The sequence below is a fragment of the Streptomyces sp. NPDC046557 genome (assembly GCF_040645975.1).
Classification (GTDB): domain Bacteria; phylum Actinomycetota; class Actinomycetes; order Streptomycetales; family Streptomycetaceae; genus Streptomyces.
In genome coordinates, this window is the sequence record NZ_JBEYZH010000001.1 from 583,573 (window position 1) to 602,815 (window position 19,243).

Consider the following 19,243-nt stretch of genomic DNA (forward strand, 5'->3'; position numbering starts at 1 on the left):
GGAACGGCAGGGGCCCGAGGCCGTCACACGGGGTGCGCCGTCAGTGGCTGGTGGCCTTCTCGTACGCCGAGACGACTTCTTCGGTGGGCCCGTCCATCAGGAGTTCACCCTTCTCCAGCCACAGCACCCGGTCACAGGTATCGCGGATGGACTTGTTGTTGTGGCTCACCAGGAAGACCGTGCCGGCCTTCTCGCGCAGCTCACGGATGCGGGCCTCGGAACGGACCTGGAACTTCCGGTCACCGGTCGCCAACGCCTCGTCGATCATCAGCACGTCGTGGTCCTTCGCGGCGGCGATGGAGAAACGCAGGCGCGCGGCCATGCCGGACGAGTAGGTGCGCATCGGCAGGGAGATGAAGTCGCCCTTCTCGTTGATGCCCGAGAAGTCCACGATGTCGTCGTAGCGCTCCTGGATCTGCTCGCGCGTCATGCCCATCGCGAGTCCGCCGAGCACCACGTTGCGCTCGCCGGTCAGGTCGTTCATCAGCGCCGCGTTGACGCCCAACAGCGACGGCTGGCCGTCGGTGTAGACCCGGCCGGACTCGCAGGGCAGCAGGCCCGCGATGGCGCGCAGCAGCGTCGACTTCCCCGAACCGTTGGAGCCGATGAGGCCGATGGCCTCGCCGCGGTAGGCGGTGAAGGAGACACCGCGTACGGCGTGCACCCGACGGACGCCCGGGGAGTCCCCCTTGCCGCGGCGCATGATCTTGCTGAGCGCCGCGGTGGCGCTGCCCTTGCCGGCGCTGCCGGTGTTGACGCGGTAGACGATGTGGACGTCGTCGGCGATGACGGTGGGGACTTCGCCCCTGTTGTTCTCAGCCACGGCCGTAACGCTCCTCAGCCTTCCAGAAGTACACGAAACCACCCACGCCGATGACGACGGCCCAGCCCACGGCGAAGGCCCAGACGTGCGGCGGCAAGTGGTGCGGACCGTAACTGTCGATGAGCGCGAAGCGGATGAGGTCCATGTAGATCGCCGCGGGGTTCCACTGGAGCACGTCCGCGATCCAGTGCGGCCTGCCCTTGAGCATCTCGCCGATCGAGAACATGACGCCCGAGGCGTACATCCACGTGCGGGTGATGAACGGCATGAGCTGCGCGAGGTCGGGGGTCTTGGACCCCATTCGACCGAAGATCAGCGCGAGACCCGTGTTGAAGACGAACTGCAGCGCCAGCGTCGGGATGACCAGCAGCCAGGACAGCCGCGGGTGGTTCCCGAAGGCGATCACGACGACGAGCACCACGATCATCGAGTACAGCAGTTGCCCGAGCTGCTGCAGCGAGAAGGAGATCGGCAGCGAGGCGCGCGGGAAGTGCAGGGCGCGGACCAGGCCGAGGTTGCCCGGGATCGCCCTGACGCCCGCCATCAGCGAGCTCTGGGTGAACGAGAAGACGAAGATGCCGATCACCAGGAAGGGGATGTACGCGCCCTTCGGCATGCCGCGTCCCGCGTTCAGGATCAGGCCGAAGATCAGGTAGTACACCAGGGCGTTCAGCAGGGGGGTCGCCACCTGCCAGATCTGGCCGAGCTTCGCCTCGCTGTACTGCGCGACGAGCTTCGCCCGGGAGAAAGCCATGATGAAGTGGCGCCGCCCCCAGAGCTCGCGCACGTATCCGCCCAGGCTGGGCCGGGCGCCGCTGACCGACAGGCCGTACTTCCTGGCGAGCTCGGCGGGGGTGAGCCCCGCGTCTTCGGACGGCGGCTTGCTCGTGGCGAGGGCGCCGTCGTGGGTTGTGTCACTCACAAGTTGAAACTTTCCGTCTTCAAGATGCGGCAGAAGGGGGCATCGGACCCTGGGGCGCGGGCCCGGTGGTCGGGCCCATGCTCCCAGACCCGAGCTTGTCAGATGACAGGTGGTCGGCCCAGCCGGGTCAACCGCCAGACCGTACGCCACTTCATCGGGCGGCGGCGACCGCAGGGAACGGTCCAGCCCTCCTTGAACCCGCCGAACCAGGCTTTGAGGGCCGGGGCGGAGGGCTTGCGCACGAGGGTGAGGGCCATCCAGACGCCCAGGTACACCGGCACCAGGGGGACGGGCAGGTTGCGGCGGGCGAGCCACACACGGTTACGGGCCACCATACGGTGGTAGACGGCGTGCCGGGAGGGGGCCGTCGTCGGGTGCAGCAGCACCATGTCCGCGCGGTAGTCGATCAGCCACCCGGCGTCGAGCGCCCGCCAGGCCAGGTCGGTCTCCTCGTGGGCGTAGAAGAACTCCCCCGGCAGGACGCCGACCTGCTCGAAGACCTTGGTGCGGACGGCGTTGGCGCCGCCCAGGAAGGTCGTCACGCGGGACGAGCGCAGGGGGTCCGAGGCGCGCAGCCGCGGTACGTGGCGGCGCTGCGTCTCGCCCGTGTCCGGGTCGGCGATCCGGAAGCTGACGATCCCCAGCCGGGGGTCCTCGGCGAACGCCTGCCGGCACAGTTCGGCGGTGTCGGTCCGCTCCAACAGCCCGTCGTCGTCCAGGAAGAGCAGGGCGTCCACGTCTCGGCCGCCGGGGCCGAAGGCCTCGATGCCGACGTTGCGGCCGCCCGGGATGCCGAGGTTCTCGGGCAGCTCGACGGTACGCACGCCCGCCGACGGGTCGGCGAGGCCGGGGAGCTCGACCCCCTGGCCGACGACGACGACCTCGATGCGGTCGCCCTCCTGCCGGGCCACGGAGTCGAGGAGCGCCTTGAGCTCGTCGGGCCGGTTGCCCATGGTGATGACGACGGCGCCGAGCCGCATCGGGGCACTCACCGCAGCCTGCTCGACGCGAGGACCGACACCAGGTGCAGCACGGTCTGCAGCAGGGCGATGCCGGCCAGCACCGCGACGCCGAGCCGTGAGTAGAACAGGTCGCCGCGAACCTGGTCCAGGACGGCCAGCAGCAGGATCAGCAGGGACGCCTCGATGCCGAGGACGAGCCGGTGGAACTTCAGCGCGGCGGCGGCCCGGCGGGCCAGGGCCACGCCGGCGGAGCGCGGCTCGGCGGCCGCCTCCTGCACCGGCGGGAGGCCGCCCTGGTGCCGGGCGACCCCGACCAGGTCGGTCTCGGCCTTGATCAGGATAGCCCCGAGCGCCGCGAGGGTGCCGAGGAAGGCCCACAGCCAGTCGATCCGTCCGCTCCCCCACAGGTCGGCGGCGCGCAGGCCGAAGCCGACCAGGACCGCCGCGTCACAGAGGTAGGCGCCGACCCGGTCCAGGTAGACCCCGGAGAGCGAGAACTGCTGCTTCCAGCGGGCCACCTCCCCGTCGACGCAGTCGAGGAGCAGGTACAGCTGGACGGCGACGACGCCGAGGACGGCGCCCCAGACGCCCGGCACCAGCAGGGCCGGTGCGGCCAGGACGCCGGCGAGGGTCATCACGTAGGTCAGCTGGTTCGGCGTGATCTTGGTGGTGACCAGGACGCGGGTGATGCGCAGGGAGATCTCGCGCATGTAGAGGCGACCGCCCCAGTGCTCGCCACTGCGCCGGTCCTTGACGCCCGCCGGGTGCACGACGGGCCGGAGTTCAGCTACGGATGGTCTTGGCATAGTCGGCGTAAGCGTCCCTGATCTCGGCGGCGGACAGGTTGAGGTGCTCCAGGATGGTGAAGCGTCCCGGGCGGGTCTGGGGGGCGTACTCGACGGCCGCGACGAACTCGTCCTCGCTGAACCCGATCTCCTCGGGCACGGTCGGCAGGCCGTGGCGGCGCAGCACCTCCACGAAGAGCCCGGACTGTTCCCCGGCCCCCCGCAGGTGCATAGCGAAGGCGGCGCCGATGCCGACCTGCTCGCCGTGGAGCGCGGAGCGGCCGGGGTAGAGCAGGTCGAAGGCGTGGCTGATCTCGTGGCAGGCGCCGGAGGACGGGCGGCTGTCGCCGCTGATCGACATGGCGATGCCGGAGAGGACCAGGGCCTCGGAGAGCACGGTGAGGAACTCGTCGTCGCCGCAGTCCCCGGGGTGGCGCAACACGGACTCGCCGGCGGTGCGCGCCATGGCGGCGGCGAGGCCGTCGACGGCCTCGCCGGTGATCCGGTGCGACAGCTCCCAGTCGGCGATGGCGGAGATGTTGGAGATCACGTCGCCGACGCCGGCGCGGATGAACCGGACGGGCGCCTCCTTGATCACGTCCAGGTCGATGACCATCGCGATCGGGGTGGGCACCCCGTAGGAGCCGCGGCCGTTGTCGTTGTCCAGGATGGACACCGGGGAGCAGATGCCGTCGTGGGAGAGGTTGGTGGCGACGGCCACCATGGGCAGCCCGACCCGCGCCGCGGCGTACTTGGCGACGTCGATGATCTTGCCGCCGCCCAGGCCCACGACGGCGTCGTAGCGGCGACCCTTTATGTCGTCGGCCAGCTTGACCGCGGAATCGATGGTCCCGTCCACGACCGAGTACCAGTCGGCATGCGGCAGGACGGGCTCCAGCTTGGTGCGCAGCGCCACGCCGGAACCGCCGCTGATCGCGATGGCGAGCTTGCCGGAGGCGGAGATGCGCTGGTCGGCCAGGAGGCCGGCCAGATCGTCCATCGCCCCGCGGCTGATGTCGACGACAACGGGCGAGGGGATCAGCCGCGTCAGTACTGGCATGCGATGGTCCGGCCCTTGGCGAGGTCGTCGTGGTTGTCGATCTCGACCCACTTGACGTCACCGATGGGGGCCACGTCGATGGTGAAACCGTCGTTGACGAGCTGCTGGTAGCCGTCCTCGTAGTAGAGGTCGGGGTCGCGCTCGAAGGTGGTCTTGAGGGCCTCGGCCAGCGCCTCGGCGGCCTCGGGCTCGATGAGGGTGACGCCGATGTACTCGCCCGTGGCCGTGGCCGGGTCCATCAGCTTGGTGATCTTCCGGACGCCCTCGCCGTCGGCCGTGATGACCTTCATCTCCTCGTCGGCCAGGTTCTTGACCGTGTCGAGGGCGAGGATGATCTTCTGCCCGTGGCCGCGGGCGGCCAGCAGGGTCCGCTCGACGGAGACCGGGTGGACGGTGTCGCCGTTGGCGAGGATCACACCCTGCTTGAGGACGTCACGCGCGCACCACAGGGAGTAGGCGTTGTTCCACTCCTCGGCCTTGTCGTTGTCGATCAGTGTGATCTTGACGCCGTACTTGGCCTCCAGGGCCTCGCGGCGCTCGTACACGGCTTCCTTGCGGTAGCCGACCACGATGGCGACCTCGGTCAGCCCGACCTCGGCGAAGTTGCCCAGGGTCAGGTCGAGGACGGTGAGGCTCTCCTCGTCGCCTTCGGGGCCGACGGGCACGAGGGCCTTGGGCAGGGTGTCGGTGTAGGGACGCAGGCGGCGTCCGGCACCGGCAGCGAGTACAAGGCCGATCATGCTGGTTCTCCTTCGTCGTGAACGGCGGGTGCCCCGGAGGAGACCCAGAAGCGGATGCTCTCCACGAGCACCACGAGTGCCACGGCCACGGCCAGGGCCGTGAGCGCGACGGGGAAGTCCGCGGCGCGCGTCGCCAGTACGGCGGCCAGGACGGCGGTGAGGAGCACCCGGCCTTCGTGACCGCCGGTCGTCCGCACCAGCCAGTGCGGGGGCGCGCCGGTGCCACCGCGGATGCGGTACACCGTGTCGTAGTGATGGTAGGCGACCGCCGCTACCAGTCCGAATGCCGCCGGAAGCGCTCCGGGGACGTCCGCCTTGACGGCGAGGATCAGCACGGTCGTGTACTCGGCGGCCCGGAAGACGGGCGGGACGAGCCAGTCGAGGGCGCCCTTGAGGGGGCGGGCGACGGCCACCCCTGCGAGCACCGTGTAGATGACGGCTGCGATCACGGTCTGGCGGGCGCCGAAGGGCTGGGTCGAGGCTGTCCACAGCAGGGCGACCGCGCCGACCACGGCGGCGGCGAGACCGGCGCCGGGGGCCTTGCGGCCGACGGACCGGGCCACGAGGTCGGCGAGCGGGCCGGAGTCGGCGAGGTCGGCCAGCGCCCGGGCGGCGCGGTCGGTCCTGTCGGCCTTGCGGGTCAGCGAGCGCAGGACGCGGCCTGCGGTGGTGTAGAGCGCGCCGAACGCGCAGCCGACGAGGAGGGCGTAGAAGACGATCCTGGGGCTGGTCGTGGCGGTCAGCACGGCGATCATCGCCCAGCGCTCACCGATCGGGAGGATGATCATCCGTCGGACCCAGACCGTCCAGCCGACGCTGTCGAGGCGGTCGGAGAGCGCGGCCGTCGGGCTCGTGTTGGCCGCGGCGTCGTGGTTGGCCTCGTTGAAGGCGAAGTCGACGACGTGCCGGCAGGTCATGAGGATCATCGCGCCGAGCGCGAGGGCCCACACGTCGTCGCCGTGGCGGGCTGCGCCGAGGGCGAGGCCCGCGTAGAAGGCGTACTCCTTCGCCCGGTCGAAGGTCGCGTCGAGCCAGGCGCCCATCGTCGAGTACTGGAGCGAGTAGCGGGCGAGCTGCCCGTCGGTGCAGTCCAGGACGAAGGAGACGAGGAGCAGCACCCCGGCCGCGACGTACCCACCGCGTTCTCCCGTGGCGGCGCAGGCCGCCGCTATGAGCGCGGTGATCAGGGAGGCGGTGGTGACCTGGTTCGGGGTCAGGCCGCGGCGCGCGCACCAGCGGGCGATGTAGCGCGAGTACGGGCTGATGAAGAAGGTGGTGAAGAACCCGTCGCGGGACTTGACGGCGGTGCGCAGGCGCACGGCTTCGTCGTCCACGGCTGCGACGGCGGCGACGGCCGTGTCGCGCTCGGCCGCGGTGGCGGGAACCGTGGCGACGAGGGTGCCGAGGTCGGGGCGCTGGACCGGGGTCCCGGCGGCCTCGACGGCGGCCGCGAGGCGGTCCGCGTAGGGGCCCGGTCCGGCGGACGCGAGGGCCGCGGCCGCGTCGAGGGCGGCTCTGGCGCCCGGCTGGACGGCGAAGGCGCCGGTCACGGCGCAGGCGTCGAAGCGCGGGTCGGTGAGCGCGAGGCGCAGCGCGTGCCGGTGGCCGACGAAGTCGCCGTCGACGACGGCGACCCGCTGGTCGGCCGGGACGGCGGCCAGGGCGGTCGCGGTCTCTTCGGGCCCGGCGACGGGCCGGACGTCGAAGCCGAGCGACCGCAGCTCGTCGGCGAGCGGTGATCCGGGGACCGGCAGGCCGGTGAGGATGACGGTCGGCAGACGAACCCACTCCTTGCAGCGAACACGGGACGGCCGCGGCGCGGGGCCGCGGCACGACGGCAGAGGCTATCGGATGAACGGAAGCCGGGGTTCACCAGCCGTTTGGGCCCGTACAAGCCGAATGTCCCGGGCGGTGGCCCGGGCCCCGCCATCATTGACGATCACGCGGAGGGACTACAAACCGTGTATGTGTTCCCTCGCCGGGTGCGTGAGTGCGTGCCCCGGTGGGCCGGGTAGTGCTCAGGTGCCCCGCACCTGCCCGCTCGGCCCCGCTCGACCCGTTCCGTCCCACCGCGTATCACGCGTCGGGGGCCAGACATGCGCGGATCGACGAAGTGGGGACAAGCCGCTTTTGTACGGCAGACTTGCAAGCCGAAGTCCGAAGCGAAGGATGGGTATGCCGATCACACCAGCCACCGCCGGGAACAGCGCGTCCGCCGGCACCGGGACCCAGGAACCGATCATGCTCGAACTGGTCGACGAGTCCGGCAACACCATCGGCACGGCGGAGAAGCTCTCGGCGCACCAGGCGCCCGGCCTGCTGCACCGGGCGTTCTCCGTGTTCCTCTTCGACGAGCAGGGCCGTCTGCTGCTCCAGCGGCGGGCCCTCGGGAAGTACCACTCCCCCGGCGTCTGGTCGAACACCTGCTGCGGTCACCCCTACCCCGGCGAGTCGCCGTTCGCGGCCGCCGCCCGACGGACCCACGAGGAGCTGGGGCTGTCGCCGTCACTGCTCGCGGAGGCGGGGACGGTGCGATACAACCACCCGGACCCCGCGTCGGGGCTGGTGGAGCAGGAGTACAACCACCTGTTCGTGGGATTGGCGCAAGCCGCGGTGCGGCCGGATGCGGAAGAGGTCGGGGACACCGCGTTCGTCACCGCCGAGGAGCTGGCCAAGCGGCACGCGGAGGCTCCGTTCTCCGCCTGGTTCATGACCGTGCTCGACGCGGCCCGGCCCGCGATCCGCGAGCTGACCGGCGAGGCCGCGGGCTGGTAGCCCTCACGCCCCGCCCTCACGCCCTCGGGACGGGGGCGGCGACCGGGGCGGTGAGGGGCAGGGCCGCCCAGATGACCTTGCCGCCGGTGGAGGTGTGCTCGACGTCGCACACCCCGCCGGCCTCCCGGGTGATCTCCCGGACGAGCAGCAGGCCCCGGCCACCGGTCTGGCCGAAGTCGGCCTCCAGCGCCTTGGGGCGGTACGGGTGGTTGTCCTCGACGGCCACCCGTACCCACCCGCGGCCCACGGCCACCTCGACGGCGACCTCCGGCGAGAGCAGGGCGGCGTGCCGGACGGAGTTCGTCACCAGCTCGGAGACGATCAGCAGCAGGGAGTGGACCAGGTCCTGGTGGGCCGGCACCCCCTGCCGGCCGAGGAGGTCGCGGACCGCGCGGCGGGCCTGCGGAACGGATTCTTCAACCGCCGGCGCGGTGAACCTCCACACTCCCTCGTAAGCGAGAGGGTCCGCCGGAGCCTCCGGCTCACCTCCCCTGGCCTGCGGGACACTCCCGCTGTCGTCCATCTTCACGCCCCCGTCTTCGCGCTCGATCGTCTCCACGGTTCAAGAGTGGACAACAGCCAGGTCCGGACCGCGTGGCTGAACAGAAGTCAGCGTCAATCGTGCACTTTCTGACCACTGGCGTATGACAGCGTCAGTTGTTCGACCGTTCCTGATCCACCGGCGCGCTGTTCCCGGCCGCCGTCCCGGCGGCCCCGCCCGTCCCGTCCGGCCCGATGGTCGGGTCCCGCACTTGGTCCGCTGCCACCTGGTCCTCCCTCACCTGGCCGAGGATCCGGCGGGCGGCCAGACCGAGGGCGAGCAGGCTCAGCCCGTCGAAGAGCAGGGCCAGCGAGAAGAAGGTGCCGATCACGTACAGGCTGTTGCCGGGCCAGTTGGCGAGGATCAGCAGGCCCAGCAGAATGCCGAAGGCACCCTGGACGAGGGTCAGCCCGAAGTTCGACCCGCGCACCACCAGGGCGCCTGCCAGTCGGAACACGCCGCCGGTGAGGAAGAGCAGGGCGGCGAACATGGTCAGGGCCTCCGCGCTCGCCTCGGGACGGCGCAGGATCACGAAACCGGCTGCCATGTTGACGGCGGCGACGATGACCGCGAGCCAGAAGTAGTTGCTCTTGCGCGCCTGCACCGCCTGGGCGAGGCCGACCACACCGCCCGCCAGGAGGAGCCAGCCGAAGAGGAACATCGAGGTCAGGGTGGCCACGCTCGTATAGATCAGGCCCACGAGCCCGGCGATCACCAGCAGCAGGCCGAGCAGGGCCAGCACGCCGAAGCGGCGGCTCAGCTTCTTCTTCTCCTGCTGGGGTTCGGTTCGGCGCCGGTCTGCGCGCATGGAGATGCCACCTTTCCGTGCCCCCGGCCGACTCCACCGATCATAGGTTCGGCCGGCCCGGATAGCATCCGGCGCATGGACGCAGCCCTCCTTCACACGGTGGCCGACGGGGTCGCCACCGTCGTCATCTCGCATCCGGCGAAGCGCAACGCCATGACCGCCGCCATGTGGCGGGCGCTGCCCGGGTTGCTGTCCGCGCTGGCGGACGACGTGTCCGTACGGGTGGTCGTGCTGACGGGGGCCGGGCCGACCTTCTGCGCGGGAGCGGACATCACGTCGTTGACGGGTGACGAGGACCCGCAGGCGCTGTCGGTGGCGGCGGAGGAGGCCCTGGCGGCCTTCCCCAAGCCGACGATCGCCGCGATCCGGGGGTACTGCGTGGGCGGCGGGAGCCAACTGGCGGCGGCGTGCGACCTGCGCTTCGCGGAGGCGGGGGCGCAGTTCGGGGTGACCCCGGCGAAGCTGGGCATCGTCTACCCGGCGTCCTCGACACGGCGATTGGCCGCGCTGGTCGGGCCGGCGACCGCGAAGTACCTCCTCTTCTCGGCGGAGTTGATCGATGCGGAGCACGCCTTGCGCGCGGGGTTCCTGAACGAGCTGCTGCCGGCCGGGGAACTCGAAAAGCGGGTCGCGGAGTTCGCCCGTACGCTGACCTCCCGCTCGCGGCTGACGCAGGCCGCGGCGAAGGAGTTCGCGGACGGCCGGACCGACCGGGACGCGTACTGGGCCGCCCGGGCTGCCGCGAGCGGCGACACCGCGGAGGGTGTCGCCGCGTTCCTGGAGCGGCGGGCGCCCGTGTTTACCTGGACCCTTCCGACAGACTGACCCCGCGCAGCCGCGCGACGAGTTCGGCGGGGGCCTTGGCGGGGGACCCGGCGTCGTAGGGCGGCTGCGGGTCGTACTCGGTCATCAGCTGCACCGTGCGGGCCACGTCGTCGCCGGCGGCGCGACCGAGGAGCGTGAGGCCCATGTCGATGCCGGCCGACACTCCGGCCGCGGTGACGTACTTGCCGTCGAAGACCACGCGCTCGCCGGTCGGCTCGGCCCCGAACGCGCGGAGCCGGTCCAGGAACAGCCAGTGGCTGGTGGCGCGGCGCCCGTCGAGCAGTCCGGCCGCGGCGAGCAGGAGCGAGCCGGTGCAGACGGAGGTGGTCCAGGTCGTGGTGGCGTCCACGGACCGCAGCCAATCGAGGACGACGGGGTTGGCCATCTCGATCTCGGGGTGCGGGCCGCCGGGCACGATGACGATGTCGGGCCGGGTGACCTCGTCGAGCCCCTTGTCGGCGACGAGTGCGAGGCTCCCGGCGTCGGTCCGCACGGGCCCCGGCCGCTGGGAGACGAAGACGACCTCGGCGCCGGGGAGCCGTCCCAGGGTGTCGTACGGACCGATGGCGTCGAGCGAGGTGAAACGGTCGTAGAGCAGTACGGCGATCTGCATGGTTCCTCCGGAGTGGTCATGGTTCTGGTGGTGATCGCCCGGGTGGCTACGGGCGCGCCCGCCGGGGCCCTGCGCCGGGGCCGAGCCCGGGCGGGGGCGACCCCCGCCCGGGCAACGCCCGGTGGCTGCGCCCCGGCGTCGTCGGGCGACGCCGCCGGGTGCGGCAGCGTCGGCCCGGCAGCGCCCGGCGGGGCGGAGCCCGGTGACCCCGACCCCGCGGGGGTGGTCGGGCCGGCGGCCCGGGTGCTGGGTGCTCGGTGCTCGGTGCTCGGTGCTGGGTGCTGGTCGGGGGGAGGCCGAGGTTCCGGCAGGGGTCGGGCGGGGTCATGGGCCGAAGCGGCGGCGGTATTCGGTCGGGGGTTGGCCGAGGGTGCGGAGGAAGGCGCGGCGGAGGGCCTCCGGGGTGCGGTAGCCGGAGGCGCGGGCGACCCCGGCCACGCCCTCGCCGCCCTCCTCCAGCAGCCGCCGCGCATGCTCCACCCGCACCCGCTCGACGTACCGCCCCGGCGTCACTCCCGTCTCCGCCTGGAACGCCCGCGTGAAGTGGCGCGGCGACAGCGCGGCCCGCGCCGCGAGTGCCTCCACGCTCAGGTCCTCGCCCGGGTGCTCGGTGATCCACTGCTGTACGTCCCGCAGCGGTTCCCGCCGCGCCGTCTGCGCCGCCAGCTGCGCGCTGAACTGCGCCTGGTTCCCCGGCCTGCGCAGGAACACCACGAGGTGCCGGGCGATCAGCAGCGCCGCCTCCCGCCCGACGTCCTCCTCCACCAGCGCCAGCGCGAGATCGATGCCGGCCGTGACCCCGGCCGAGGTCGCCACCCGCCCGTCCCGCACGTAGATCGGGTCGGGGTCGACCGTGACAGTCGGGTAGTCCCGCGCCATCCGCTCGCAGGCGTCCCAGTGCGTCGTGGCCCGGCGGCCGTCCAGGAGTCCCGCCTCCGCCAGGAGCAGTCCTCCCGTGCACACGGACACCACCCGCTCCGCGCGCCCCCCGTACGCGCGGAGCCAGTCGGTGAGCCTCGGTTCGAAGGAGCCCGTGTACCGGCCGCCCGGCACCAGCAGGGTCGTCCCCGGCCCGGGGCGGGCGCTCTCCAGATCACCGTCGGGGACCAGCGTCAGTCCGCTGCCGGTGCGTACGGGAGCGCCTCCGGGGGACACCGTCCTGATCCGGTACCCGGGGTGCTCCGGGAACCGGCCGACCCCGGCGAACACCTCCACCGGGCCGGTCACATCCAGGCTCTGGACCCCGTCGTAGAGCAGGACGAGCACATTTCGCGACGACATGCCTCCATCCTGTGACGCCGCCGCGATGGCCGCAATGACGTGCTTCCCACCTATCCGGCCACCGTCGGGGCGCCGCCGGCCGCGCGGATAGGATCGACAGATCATGACTGCCACTCTCGTCGCCAAGAACCTCACCGCCGCGCACGGTGAGCGCACGCTCTTCGCCGATCTCGACCTCGTCGTCGCACCCGGCGACGTCATCGGACTCGTCGGCGTCAACGGCGCCGGGAAGTCCACCCTGCTGCGCCTGCTCGCCGGGCTGGACACCCCCGAGACCGGTGAGCTGCGCCTCTCCCCGCCCGGCGCCGCCGTCGGGCACCTCCCGCAGGAGCCCGAGCGCCGCCCCGGGGAGTCGGTCCGCGCGTTCCTCGCCCGCCGTACCGGCGTCGCGGCGGCGCAGGCCGAGCTCGACGCGGCCACGCAGGGCCTCGTCGACGGCACCCCCGGCGCCGACGACGCCTACGGGGAGGCCCTCGACCGCTGGCTGAACCTCGGCGGCGCGGACCTCGACGAGCGGGCCCAGGAGGTCGCCGACGACCTCGGTCTGTCCGTCGGCCTCGACCTTCCGATGACGGCCCTCTCCGGCGGTCAGGCGGCCCGCGCCGGCCTCGCCTCCCTCCTCCTGTCCCGGTACGACGTGTTCCTGCTGGACGAGCCGACCAACGACCTCGACCTCGACGGTCTGGAGCGGCTGGAGCGGTTCGTGAAGGGGCTGCGCGCGGGCACGGTCGTCATCAGCCACGACCGCGAGTTCCTGGCGCGCACCGTGACCAAGGTCCTCGAGCTCGACCTCGCGCAGCAGGAGATCAACCTCTACGGCGGCGGCTACGAGGCGTACCTGGAGGAGCGCGAGCGGTCCCGTGCGCACGCCCGCGAGGAGTACGACGAGTACGCGGACAAGCGCTCCGCGCTGGAAGGCCGGGCCGCGATGCAGCGCGGCTGGATGGACAAGGGCGTCAAGAACGCCCGTCGCAAGGCCACCGACAACGACAAGATCGGCAAGAAGTTCCGCAGCGAGGCGAGCGAGAAGCAGGCCGCCAAGGCCCGCCAGACGCAGCGCGCCATCGAGCGGCTCGACGTGGTCGACGAGCCCCGCAAGGAGTGGGAGCTGCGGATGGAGATCGCGGCGGCCCCGCGCTCGGGTTCGGTGGTGGCCACGCTGCGCGAAGCGTCCGTCATCCGGGGGGAATTCCGCTTCGGCCCGGCCAGTTTGCAGATCGACTGGGCGGACCGGGTCGCGATCACCGGTGCCAACGGGGCCGGTAAGTCCACCCTGTTGGCCGTGCTGCTCGGCCGCCTCGCGCCCGATTCCGGTGCGGCCACCCTCGGTTCGGGCGTATTGGTCGGCGAGGTGGACCAGGCGCGGGGGCTGTTCCTCGGCGACGAGCCGCTGTTGGAGGCGTTCTGCGCCGCCGTACCGGACACCGAGCCCGCGGAAGTACGTACGTTGTTGGCCAAGTTCGGGCTCAAGGCGGCCCACGTGGTGCGCCCGGCGGCCACCCTCTCGCCCGGCGAGCGCACCCGCGCGGCGCTGGCGCTGCTCCAGGGCCGCGGGGTCAACCTGCTGGTGCTGGACGAGCCCACCAACCACCTCGACCTGCCGGCGATCGAGCAGTTGGAGTCGGCGCTGGACGCGTACGAGGGCACGTTGCTGCTGGTCACCCACGACCGCCGGATGCTCGACGCCGTGCACGTGACCCGCCGACTGGAAGTCGCGGACGGCAAGGTCACCGAGCTCTGAGCCGTCAGACGCCCCAGGTCTACAGGACCTCGGGCGCCCGCCGGGTGCGGGCCATCCGGCGGGCCACGAAGTCGCGCGGGAGGTGGCGGGCCGCGAGGGCGTACGCCTGGTAGCGACGGCTGGTGATGCTGACGGGGCGGCGCCGGGCCAGGTCCTTGAGGGCCTTGGCCACCACCGCTTCGGGCTCCAGCCACACGGCGTCGCGCAGGGCGCTGACGTCCATGCCGGCCCGCTGCTGGAACTCGGTCCGGGTGAATCCGGGTGCCACCGCCAGCACGCGCACCCCGTACGGCTCCATGTCGATCCGTACGGATTCGCTGAAAGCGGTGATCCACGCCTTGGCGGCCCCGTAGGTCCCGGTCGGCAGAAGGCCGGCGACCGACGAGACGTTGAGCACGGCGCCGCGGCGGCGTTCGCGCAGGCCGGGCAGCACCGCGTGGGTCAGCCGCAGCGGGACCTTGACCAGCAGGTCGAGCATCCGCTCCTCGTCGTCGACCGGGCTGTAGGGGAAGGGCGCGGGCAGTCCGAAGCCGGCGTTGTTGACCAGGACGTCGACGGGCCGCGTCCGGTCGGCGAGCCGCCCGGCGACCTTCTCGCACTGCGCGGCATCGAGCAGGTCCGCGGGCAGTACCTCGCAGGACGCCCCGAAGGCGCGGGCGAGTTCGTCGGCGAGGGCGGTGAGCCGCTCCTCGTCCCGGGCGACGAGGACGAGGTCGCAGCCCTTGGCGGCGAGGCCCCGGGCGAAAGCCGCGCCGAGGCCGGCACTGGCCCCGGTGATCAAGGCGGTGGTCACGAGGGTGTCACTCCTTCGGTGGTACGGGCGGGCGGCCGTTTTACGCGGGCCGCGCCGTGAACGCGGTGGTCGAGGGCGAGCCGTACGCCTCCGCGACGTGCACCAGGAAGCGGGCCTCCTCGTCCAGGTCGCCGCCTTCCGCGGAGGTCTGGAGCGCGGCGGGCAGTTCAAGGGCGGACGCCTCCCCCGCCTGCCGGACGGGCAGCCCGGCCAGTTTGGCCTGCCGGGCCTCCTTGAGCAGGCAGGCCAGCGCGGCCGCGGACCGCCGTTGCTCGGGCACCCCGCTTCCGGTCACGTGGCTGCGCGCCGACTCCGCGAGGCCCGGGGCGACGTACTCCCCCAGGATCAGGATCGCGTCGCGCGTTTCGATCACCTTGCGGTACACCAGCAGGTTGCGCGGCAGGGGCGGCCACAGCAGTTCGACGACCCGCCCGGCGCGCGGCTTCGACAGGACGACGTGCGGTACGGCGTGGACCAGGTCGCGCCACAGCGGCCACAGGCGCCACGCGGTGGCGATGTCGGCCGTCGTACGGCGCAGGGTGAACAGGGTCGGGACGACGATCGCGGCGGCCCGCAGCAGCCCGTGCAGGTTCATCATCAGCGGCAGGGCGGGCATGGCCCAGGTGCTGCCGAAGAGTGCCTTGAGCAGGTACACGAACCAGAACAACCCGGCGAGGGCGGTGCCGAGGCCGAACAGCCGCAGCCCGAAGGCCAGTCCGCGGCTCTCGGTGCGCCGGCTGTAGCGGGCGCACACGTACACGCAGGTGGTGTTGGCCACGAGGTGGGCCGAGATCAGCACCAACCAGTAGGCGAGGGAGGGCACCGGATCACCCACGGGCGGCATGGTGTGCGTCCCGTGGTCGGGCGCGAGGGTGTCCAGCACGATCAGGGTCGTCAGCCAGAGCACCGTGCCGGTCCAGGAGGCCAGTTGGAGCCGGCGGCCCCGGGTCGCGGCGGCCACGAAGTAGAGCACGGCGCCGGCCGAGAGGACGCCGATGAGGTTGCGGACCAGGCCGATCGCGTGCGCGTAGCCGGCGTCGCGGCTGGTCGCGTAGGCGACGACATCGGGCAGGTTCAGGGTCATCGCGGCGGCGGCGGTCGCCACGGCGAGCCACAGACCGCGCTGTTGCGGGGAGCGCAGGGCGCCGGGTGCGCGCAGCAGGACCGCGATCCACAGGCACACCACGCTCGGGACGGCGAGCCAGTCGCCGAACGCCGTCAGGTCAGCCGCCATCGTGGGCGCCCCGTCCGTATCCCATCGCGGACTCCAGCCGGGCGAGGGCGCCGCGCGGCGCGGTCCGTATCCGCGTCCCGTTCCCGGCGGTCCGCATGCGGATCATGCTCGCGAGCATCTCCGCCTCCTGCTCCTGATGGGTGGTGTAGTTGGTGCGTCCGAGGACGACGGGGGCCTTGCCGTCGGTCTCCTCGCCCTCCAGCGAGTGGTGGCCGAACAGGATGTGGCCGATCTCGTGGAGCACGATGTGCTCGCGGTGCAGGGGGGTGGTCTGGGCCTCGTAGAAGACGTAGTCGACGCCGGCGGTGCCGACCCACAGCCCGCAGACGCCCGATTCGGCGGCCTCCTTGGGCAGCGGGTGGAGCCGGATGGGGCGTCCGCGCTGTTCGGCGATGTCCGTGCACAGGTGCTCGAGCGAGAACGGGCGGGTCAGGTCCAGATGGCCGAGAATCATCTCGCACCGTTTACGCAGGTTGAGATTCCGATAGGGCATGTGTTCCCTCTTCGGACCCTTTCTCGGGCAGCGTCGGTAGGCGTGCGTGGGCATGGGTGTACGTCCTGTGCCTTGAGGCGGCCTTCGGAGTGCGGGCCCGAAGGGGAATGCGGACGCCCGTCCGCGTCAGGACGAACGGGCGTTCCACCCATGCCTACAGATCTTGTACGGGAGTTGGCAAGGCCGTGCGACCGGCCGGGGAACCTATTCGGCCAACCCGTACGGGATCACACGTCCGGTCGCCCGGCGCGCGGCCTACCGCTTGCGGCGCTCCTCCTTGCCGGTGAGGCCGGCCCGGCGCAGGGCGTCCGCCATCGCGCTGTTGGCCGGGGCCGGGGCGTTGCCGCCACCCTGGCCGCCGGTCCGGCCCTGGGCGCCGCCACCGGTCCTGCCCTGTCGGTTCTGGGCGCCCTGAGTGCCTTGGCCGCCCTGGCCGCCTTCGCCGCCCGTGCTCCGCCGGTCGCCCTGACCGCGCTGTTGCGGCGGACGGCCGCCGCCGCGCCGCTCCTCGCGCTGCCTCGGGGCGCCCGGGGCGCCCGGGGCGCGGTCGCCCGTCGCCTCGTCGTCGATCCGCAGCGTCAGGGAGATCCGCTTGCGCGGGATGTCCACGTCCATCACCTTCACCCGGACGATGTCGCCGGGCTTGACCACGTCGCGCGGGTCCTTGACGAAGGTCTTCGACAGGGCGGAGACGTGCGCGAGGCCGTCCTGGTGGACGCCGATGTCGATGAAGGCCCCGAAGGCGGCCACGTTGGTGACCACGCCTTCGAGGATCATGCCGGGGGCGAGGTCGCCGATCTTCTCCACGCCCTCCTTGAAGGTGGCCGTCTTGAAGGCGGGGCGCGGGTCGCGGCCCGGCTTCTCCAGCTCGCGCAGGATGTCGGTGACCGTCGGCAGGCCGAAGGCGTCGGTGACGAACTGCTCCGGACGCAGTGAGCGCAGTACGCCGCCGTTGCCGATCAGGGCCGCCACCTCGCTGCCGACCGTCTTGGCCATGCCCCGCACCACCGGGTACGCCTCGGGGTGCACGCTGGAGGCGTCCAGCGGGTCGTCCCCGTCGCGGATCCGCAGGAAGCCGGCGCACTGCTCGTACGCCTTGGGACCGAGCCGGGCCACGTCCTTGAGCCCCTTGCGGCTGCGGAAGGGACCGTTGGCGTCGCGGTGGGCGACGATGTTCTCGGCGAGGCCGCCGCTGATGCCCGACACCCGCGAAAGCAGCGGCGCGGAAGCGGTGTTGACGTCGACGCCGACGCCGTTCACACAGTCTTCGACGACCGCGTCCAGCGAGCGGGAGAGCTTCACCTCGGACAGGTCGTGCTGGTACTGGCCCACCCCGATGGACTTGGGGTCGATCTTCACCAACTCGGCCAGCGGGTCCTGGAGGCGGCGGGCGATGGAGACCGCGCCGCGCAGCGAGACGTCCATGCCCGGCAGTTCCTGCGAGGCGAAGGCGGAGGCCGAGTACACCGAGGCGCCCGCCTCCGAGACCATCACCTTGGTCAGCCCGAGCTCCGGGTGCCGGGAGACGAGGTCGCCGGCGAGCTTGTCCGTCTCGCGGGAGGCCGTGCCGTTGCCGATCGCGACGAGTTCGACCGCGTGTTCCTTCGCCAGCCGGGCCAGTTTGGCGAGCGACTCGTCCCACTTGTTGGCGGGGACGTGGGGGTAGATCACGTCGGTGGCCACGACCTTGCCGGTGGCGTCGACGACGGCCACCTTCACGCCGGTTCGAAAGCCCGGGTCCAGACCGAGGGTGGCGCGGGTGCCGGCGGGCGCCGCGAGGAGCAGGTCGCGGAGGTTGGCGGCGAAGACCCGTACGGCCTCGTCCTCGGCGGCGGCGCGCAGCCGGGTCCTCAGGTCGATGCCGAGGTGTACCTGGATCTTGGTGCGCCAGGCCCAACGGACGGTGTCGGCCAGCCACTTGTCGCCGGGGCGGCTCTGCTCCGAGGGGGCGGTCACGCCGAAGCGGCGGGCGATCATGCCCTCGTACGCGGAAGGGCCGGGCGCCGCCGTCCCCTGAGACTCGTCGGGCTCGTCGGGCTGCAGTTCGAGGACGAGCACCTCCTCCTTCTCGCCGCGGAGCATGGCGAGGACGCGGTGCGAGGGCAGCGCGGTGAAGGGCTCGGCGAAGTCGAAGTAGTCGGCGAACTTGGCGCCCGCCTCCTCCTTGCCCTCGCGCACCTTGGAGGCGAGCCGGCCGCGGCTCCACATCCGCTCGCGCAGTTCGCCGATCAGGTCGGCGTCCTCGGCGAACTTTTCGGTGAGGATGGCCCGGGCGCCCTCCAGGGCGGACGCCACGTCGGCGACGCCCTTGTCCGGGTCGACGAACGCGGCCGCGGCGGCGGCCGGTTCCACGGACGGGTCGGCCAGCAGGCCCTCGGCGAGCGGTTCGAGACCCGCCTCGCGGGCGATCTGGGCCTTGGTGCGCCGCTTGGACTTGAAGGGCAGGTAGATGTCCTCCAGGCGGGCCTTGGTGTCGGCCTCCCGGATGCGGGCCTCCAGCTCGGCGTCGAGCTTGCCCTGCTCGCGTACGGAGTCGAGGATCGCCGCGCGCCGGTCCTCCAGCTCGCGCAGGTACCTCAGCCGCTCCTCCAGGGTGCGTAGCTGGGCGTCGTCGAGCATCTCGGTCGCTTCCTTGCGGTAGCGAGCGATGAACGGCACGGTGGAGCCGCCGTCGAGCAGCTCGACGGCGGCCTTGACCTGCCGTTCCCGTACGCTGAGCTCCTCGGCGATCCTGCCTTCGATGGACATCGTCACGGTGCGGTCCTGCCTGCCTTCGTACGTGTGCGTGGGATGCGCGGAAGGCTGCCAATTGTGGCAGGTGGCGGTGACGGACGCCCGGAGACCCGG

General features: G+C 72.0%; 19 protein-coding genes. 4 read left to right on the plus strand and 15 right to left on the minus strand.

All coding sequences use genetic code 11. From position 1 onward, the window contains the following. Nucleotides 1-40 precede the first annotated feature (40 nt). The 7 genes from ABZ934_RS02880 to ABZ934_RS02910 all read right to left on the minus strand — a co-directional run bounded on the left by ABZ934_RS02880 (nt 41) and on the right by ABZ934_RS02910 (nt 6,842). Nucleotides 41-823, minus strand: coding sequence for an ABC transporter ATP-binding protein (locus tag ABZ934_RS02880; RefSeq protein ID WP_361307807.1), 783 nt, complete (start codon nt 821-823; stop codon nt 41-43). Continuing rightward, nucleotides 816-1,745, minus strand: a complete 930-nt coding sequence (locus tag ABZ934_RS02885) for an ABC transporter permease (RefSeq protein WP_361307809.1) — start codon at nt 1,743-1,745, stop codon at nt 816-818. Before ABZ934_RS02885 ends, ABZ934_RS02880 begins: the two co-directional genes overlap by 8 nt. A 98-nt stretch (nt 1,746-1,843) precedes the next feature. Continuing rightward, nucleotides 1,844-2,737: a glycosyltransferase gene (locus ABZ934_RS02890; protein WP_361307811.1), complete on the minus strand. Its 894-nt coding sequence runs from the start codon at nt 2,735-2,737 to the stop codon at nt 1,844-1,846. Then, nucleotides 2,734-3,513, minus strand: a complete 780-nt coding sequence (locus ABZ934_RS02895) for a CDP-alcohol phosphatidyltransferase family protein (protein WP_361307813.1) — start codon at nt 3,511-3,513, stop codon at nt 2,734-2,736. The genes ABZ934_RS02890 and ABZ934_RS02895 overlap by 4 nt, the downstream gene beginning before the upstream one ends. Then, nucleotides 3,491-4,552, minus strand: a complete 1,062-nt coding sequence (locus ABZ934_RS02900) for an iron-containing alcohol dehydrogenase family protein (RefSeq protein WP_361307815.1) — start codon at nt 4,550-4,552, stop codon at nt 3,491-3,493. Before ABZ934_RS02900 ends, ABZ934_RS02895 begins: the two co-directional genes overlap by 23 nt. After that, on the minus strand, nt 4,540-5,292 hold the full coding sequence (locus ABZ934_RS02905; protein WP_361307817.1) for a phosphocholine cytidylyltransferase family protein: 753 nt from the start codon (nt 5,290-5,292) through the stop codon (nt 4,540-4,542). The genes ABZ934_RS02900 and ABZ934_RS02905 overlap by 13 nt, the downstream gene beginning before the upstream one ends. After that, nucleotides 5,289-6,842 (minus strand): DUF5941 domain-containing protein, encoded by a 1,554-nt coding sequence (locus ABZ934_RS02910; protein WP_361307819.1) that lies wholly within the window; start codon nt 6,840-6,842, stop codon nt 5,289-5,291. Before ABZ934_RS02910 ends, ABZ934_RS02905 begins: the two co-directional genes overlap by 4 nt. A gap of 45 nt (nt 6,843-6,887) precedes the next feature. Between ABZ934_RS02910 and ABZ934_RS02915 the strand changes: the two genes are divergently transcribed. Together ABZ934_RS02915 and idi are read left to right on the plus strand one after the other, a co-directional pair. Then, nucleotides 6,888-7,031 carry a hypothetical protein gene (locus ABZ934_RS02915; RefSeq protein WP_361307821.1) on the plus strand — a complete coding sequence of 48 codons (144 nt, stop codon included), beginning with the start codon at nt 6,888-6,890 and terminating at the stop codon, nt 7,029-7,031. A gap of 436 nt (nt 7,032-7,467) precedes the next feature. Then, nucleotides 7,468-8,067, plus strand: coding sequence for an isopentenyl-diphosphate Delta-isomerase (idi, locus tag ABZ934_RS02920; protein WP_361307823.1), 600 nt, complete (start codon nt 7,468-7,470; stop codon nt 8,065-8,067). A gap of 16 nt (nt 8,068-8,083) precedes the next feature. On the opposite strand, the gene ABZ934_RS02925 is transcribed toward idi, so the two are convergent. Together ABZ934_RS02925 and ABZ934_RS02930 are read right to left on the minus strand one after the other, a co-directional pair. After that, nucleotides 8,084-8,626, minus strand: a complete 543-nt coding sequence (locus tag ABZ934_RS02925) for an ATP-binding protein (RefSeq protein WP_361307825.1) — start codon at nt 8,624-8,626, stop codon at nt 8,084-8,086. 94 nt (nt 8,627-8,720) lie between these two features. Next, nucleotides 8,721-9,416: a DUF308 domain-containing protein gene (locus ABZ934_RS02930; RefSeq protein ID WP_361307827.1), complete on the minus strand. Its 696-nt coding sequence runs from the start codon at nt 9,414-9,416 to the stop codon at nt 8,721-8,723. Between the two features lie 75 nt (nt 9,417-9,491). Here ABZ934_RS02930 and ABZ934_RS02935 point away from each other — a divergent pair, with 75 nt between their 5' ends. Continuing rightward, entirely contained in the window at nt 9,492-10,241 is a 750-nt protein-coding gene (locus ABZ934_RS02935) for an enoyl-CoA hydratase/isomerase family protein (protein WP_361307829.1), read from the plus strand. Here the strand turns inward: ABZ934_RS02935 and ABZ934_RS02940 are convergent. Both ABZ934_RS02940 and ABZ934_RS02945 read right to left on the minus strand, forming a co-directional pair. Continuing rightward, the gene (locus tag ABZ934_RS02940; protein ID WP_361307831.1) at nt 10,216-10,854 is read right to left on the minus strand and encodes a DJ-1/PfpI family protein; all 639 of its coding nucleotides are present in this window, start codon (nt 10,852-10,854) and stop codon (nt 10,216-10,218) included. The two genes, ABZ934_RS02935 and ABZ934_RS02940, sit on opposite strands and share 26 nt — an antisense overlap. 324 nt (nt 10,855-11,178) lie before the next feature. Next, on the minus strand, nt 11,179-12,135 hold the full coding sequence (locus ABZ934_RS02945; RefSeq protein WP_361307833.1) for a DJ-1/PfpI family protein: 957 nt from the start codon (nt 12,133-12,135) through the stop codon (nt 11,179-11,181). Between the two features lie 103 nt (nt 12,136-12,238). Here ABZ934_RS02945 and ABZ934_RS02950 point away from each other — a divergent pair, with 103 nt between their 5' ends. Further along, nucleotides 12,239-13,876: an ABC-F family ATP-binding cassette domain-containing protein gene (locus ABZ934_RS02950; protein ID WP_361307835.1), complete on the plus strand. Its 1,638-nt coding sequence runs from the start codon at nt 12,239-12,241 to the stop codon at nt 13,874-13,876. A 19-nt stretch (nt 13,877-13,895) separates the two neighbouring features. Here the strand turns inward: ABZ934_RS02950 and ABZ934_RS02955 are convergent, their stop codons facing one another. The 4 genes from ABZ934_RS02955 to ABZ934_RS02970 form a co-directional block, all read right to left on the minus strand. Next, entirely contained in the window at nt 13,896-14,669 is a 774-nt protein-coding gene (locus tag ABZ934_RS02955; RefSeq protein ID WP_361307837.1) for an SDR family oxidoreductase, read from the minus strand. Between the two features lie 40 nt (nt 14,670-14,709). After that, nucleotides 14,710-15,903, minus strand: a complete 1,194-nt coding sequence (locus ABZ934_RS02960) for an MAB_1171c family putative transporter (RefSeq protein WP_361307839.1) — start codon at nt 15,901-15,903, stop codon at nt 14,710-14,712. Next, nucleotides 15,893-16,357 carry a hypothetical protein gene (locus ABZ934_RS02965; protein ID WP_361307841.1) on the minus strand — a complete coding sequence of 155 codons (465 nt, stop codon included), beginning with the start codon at nt 16,355-16,357 and terminating at the stop codon, nt 15,893-15,895. Before ABZ934_RS02965 ends, ABZ934_RS02960 begins: the two co-directional genes overlap by 11 nt. A 294-nt stretch (nt 16,358-16,651) precedes the next feature. Further along, complete coding sequence (locus ABZ934_RS02970; RefSeq protein WP_361307843.1) at nt 16,652-19,150, minus strand: Tex family protein; 2,499 nt, start codon at nt 19,148-19,150, stop codon at nt 16,652-16,654. Nucleotides 19,151-19,243: the final 93 nt, after the last annotated feature.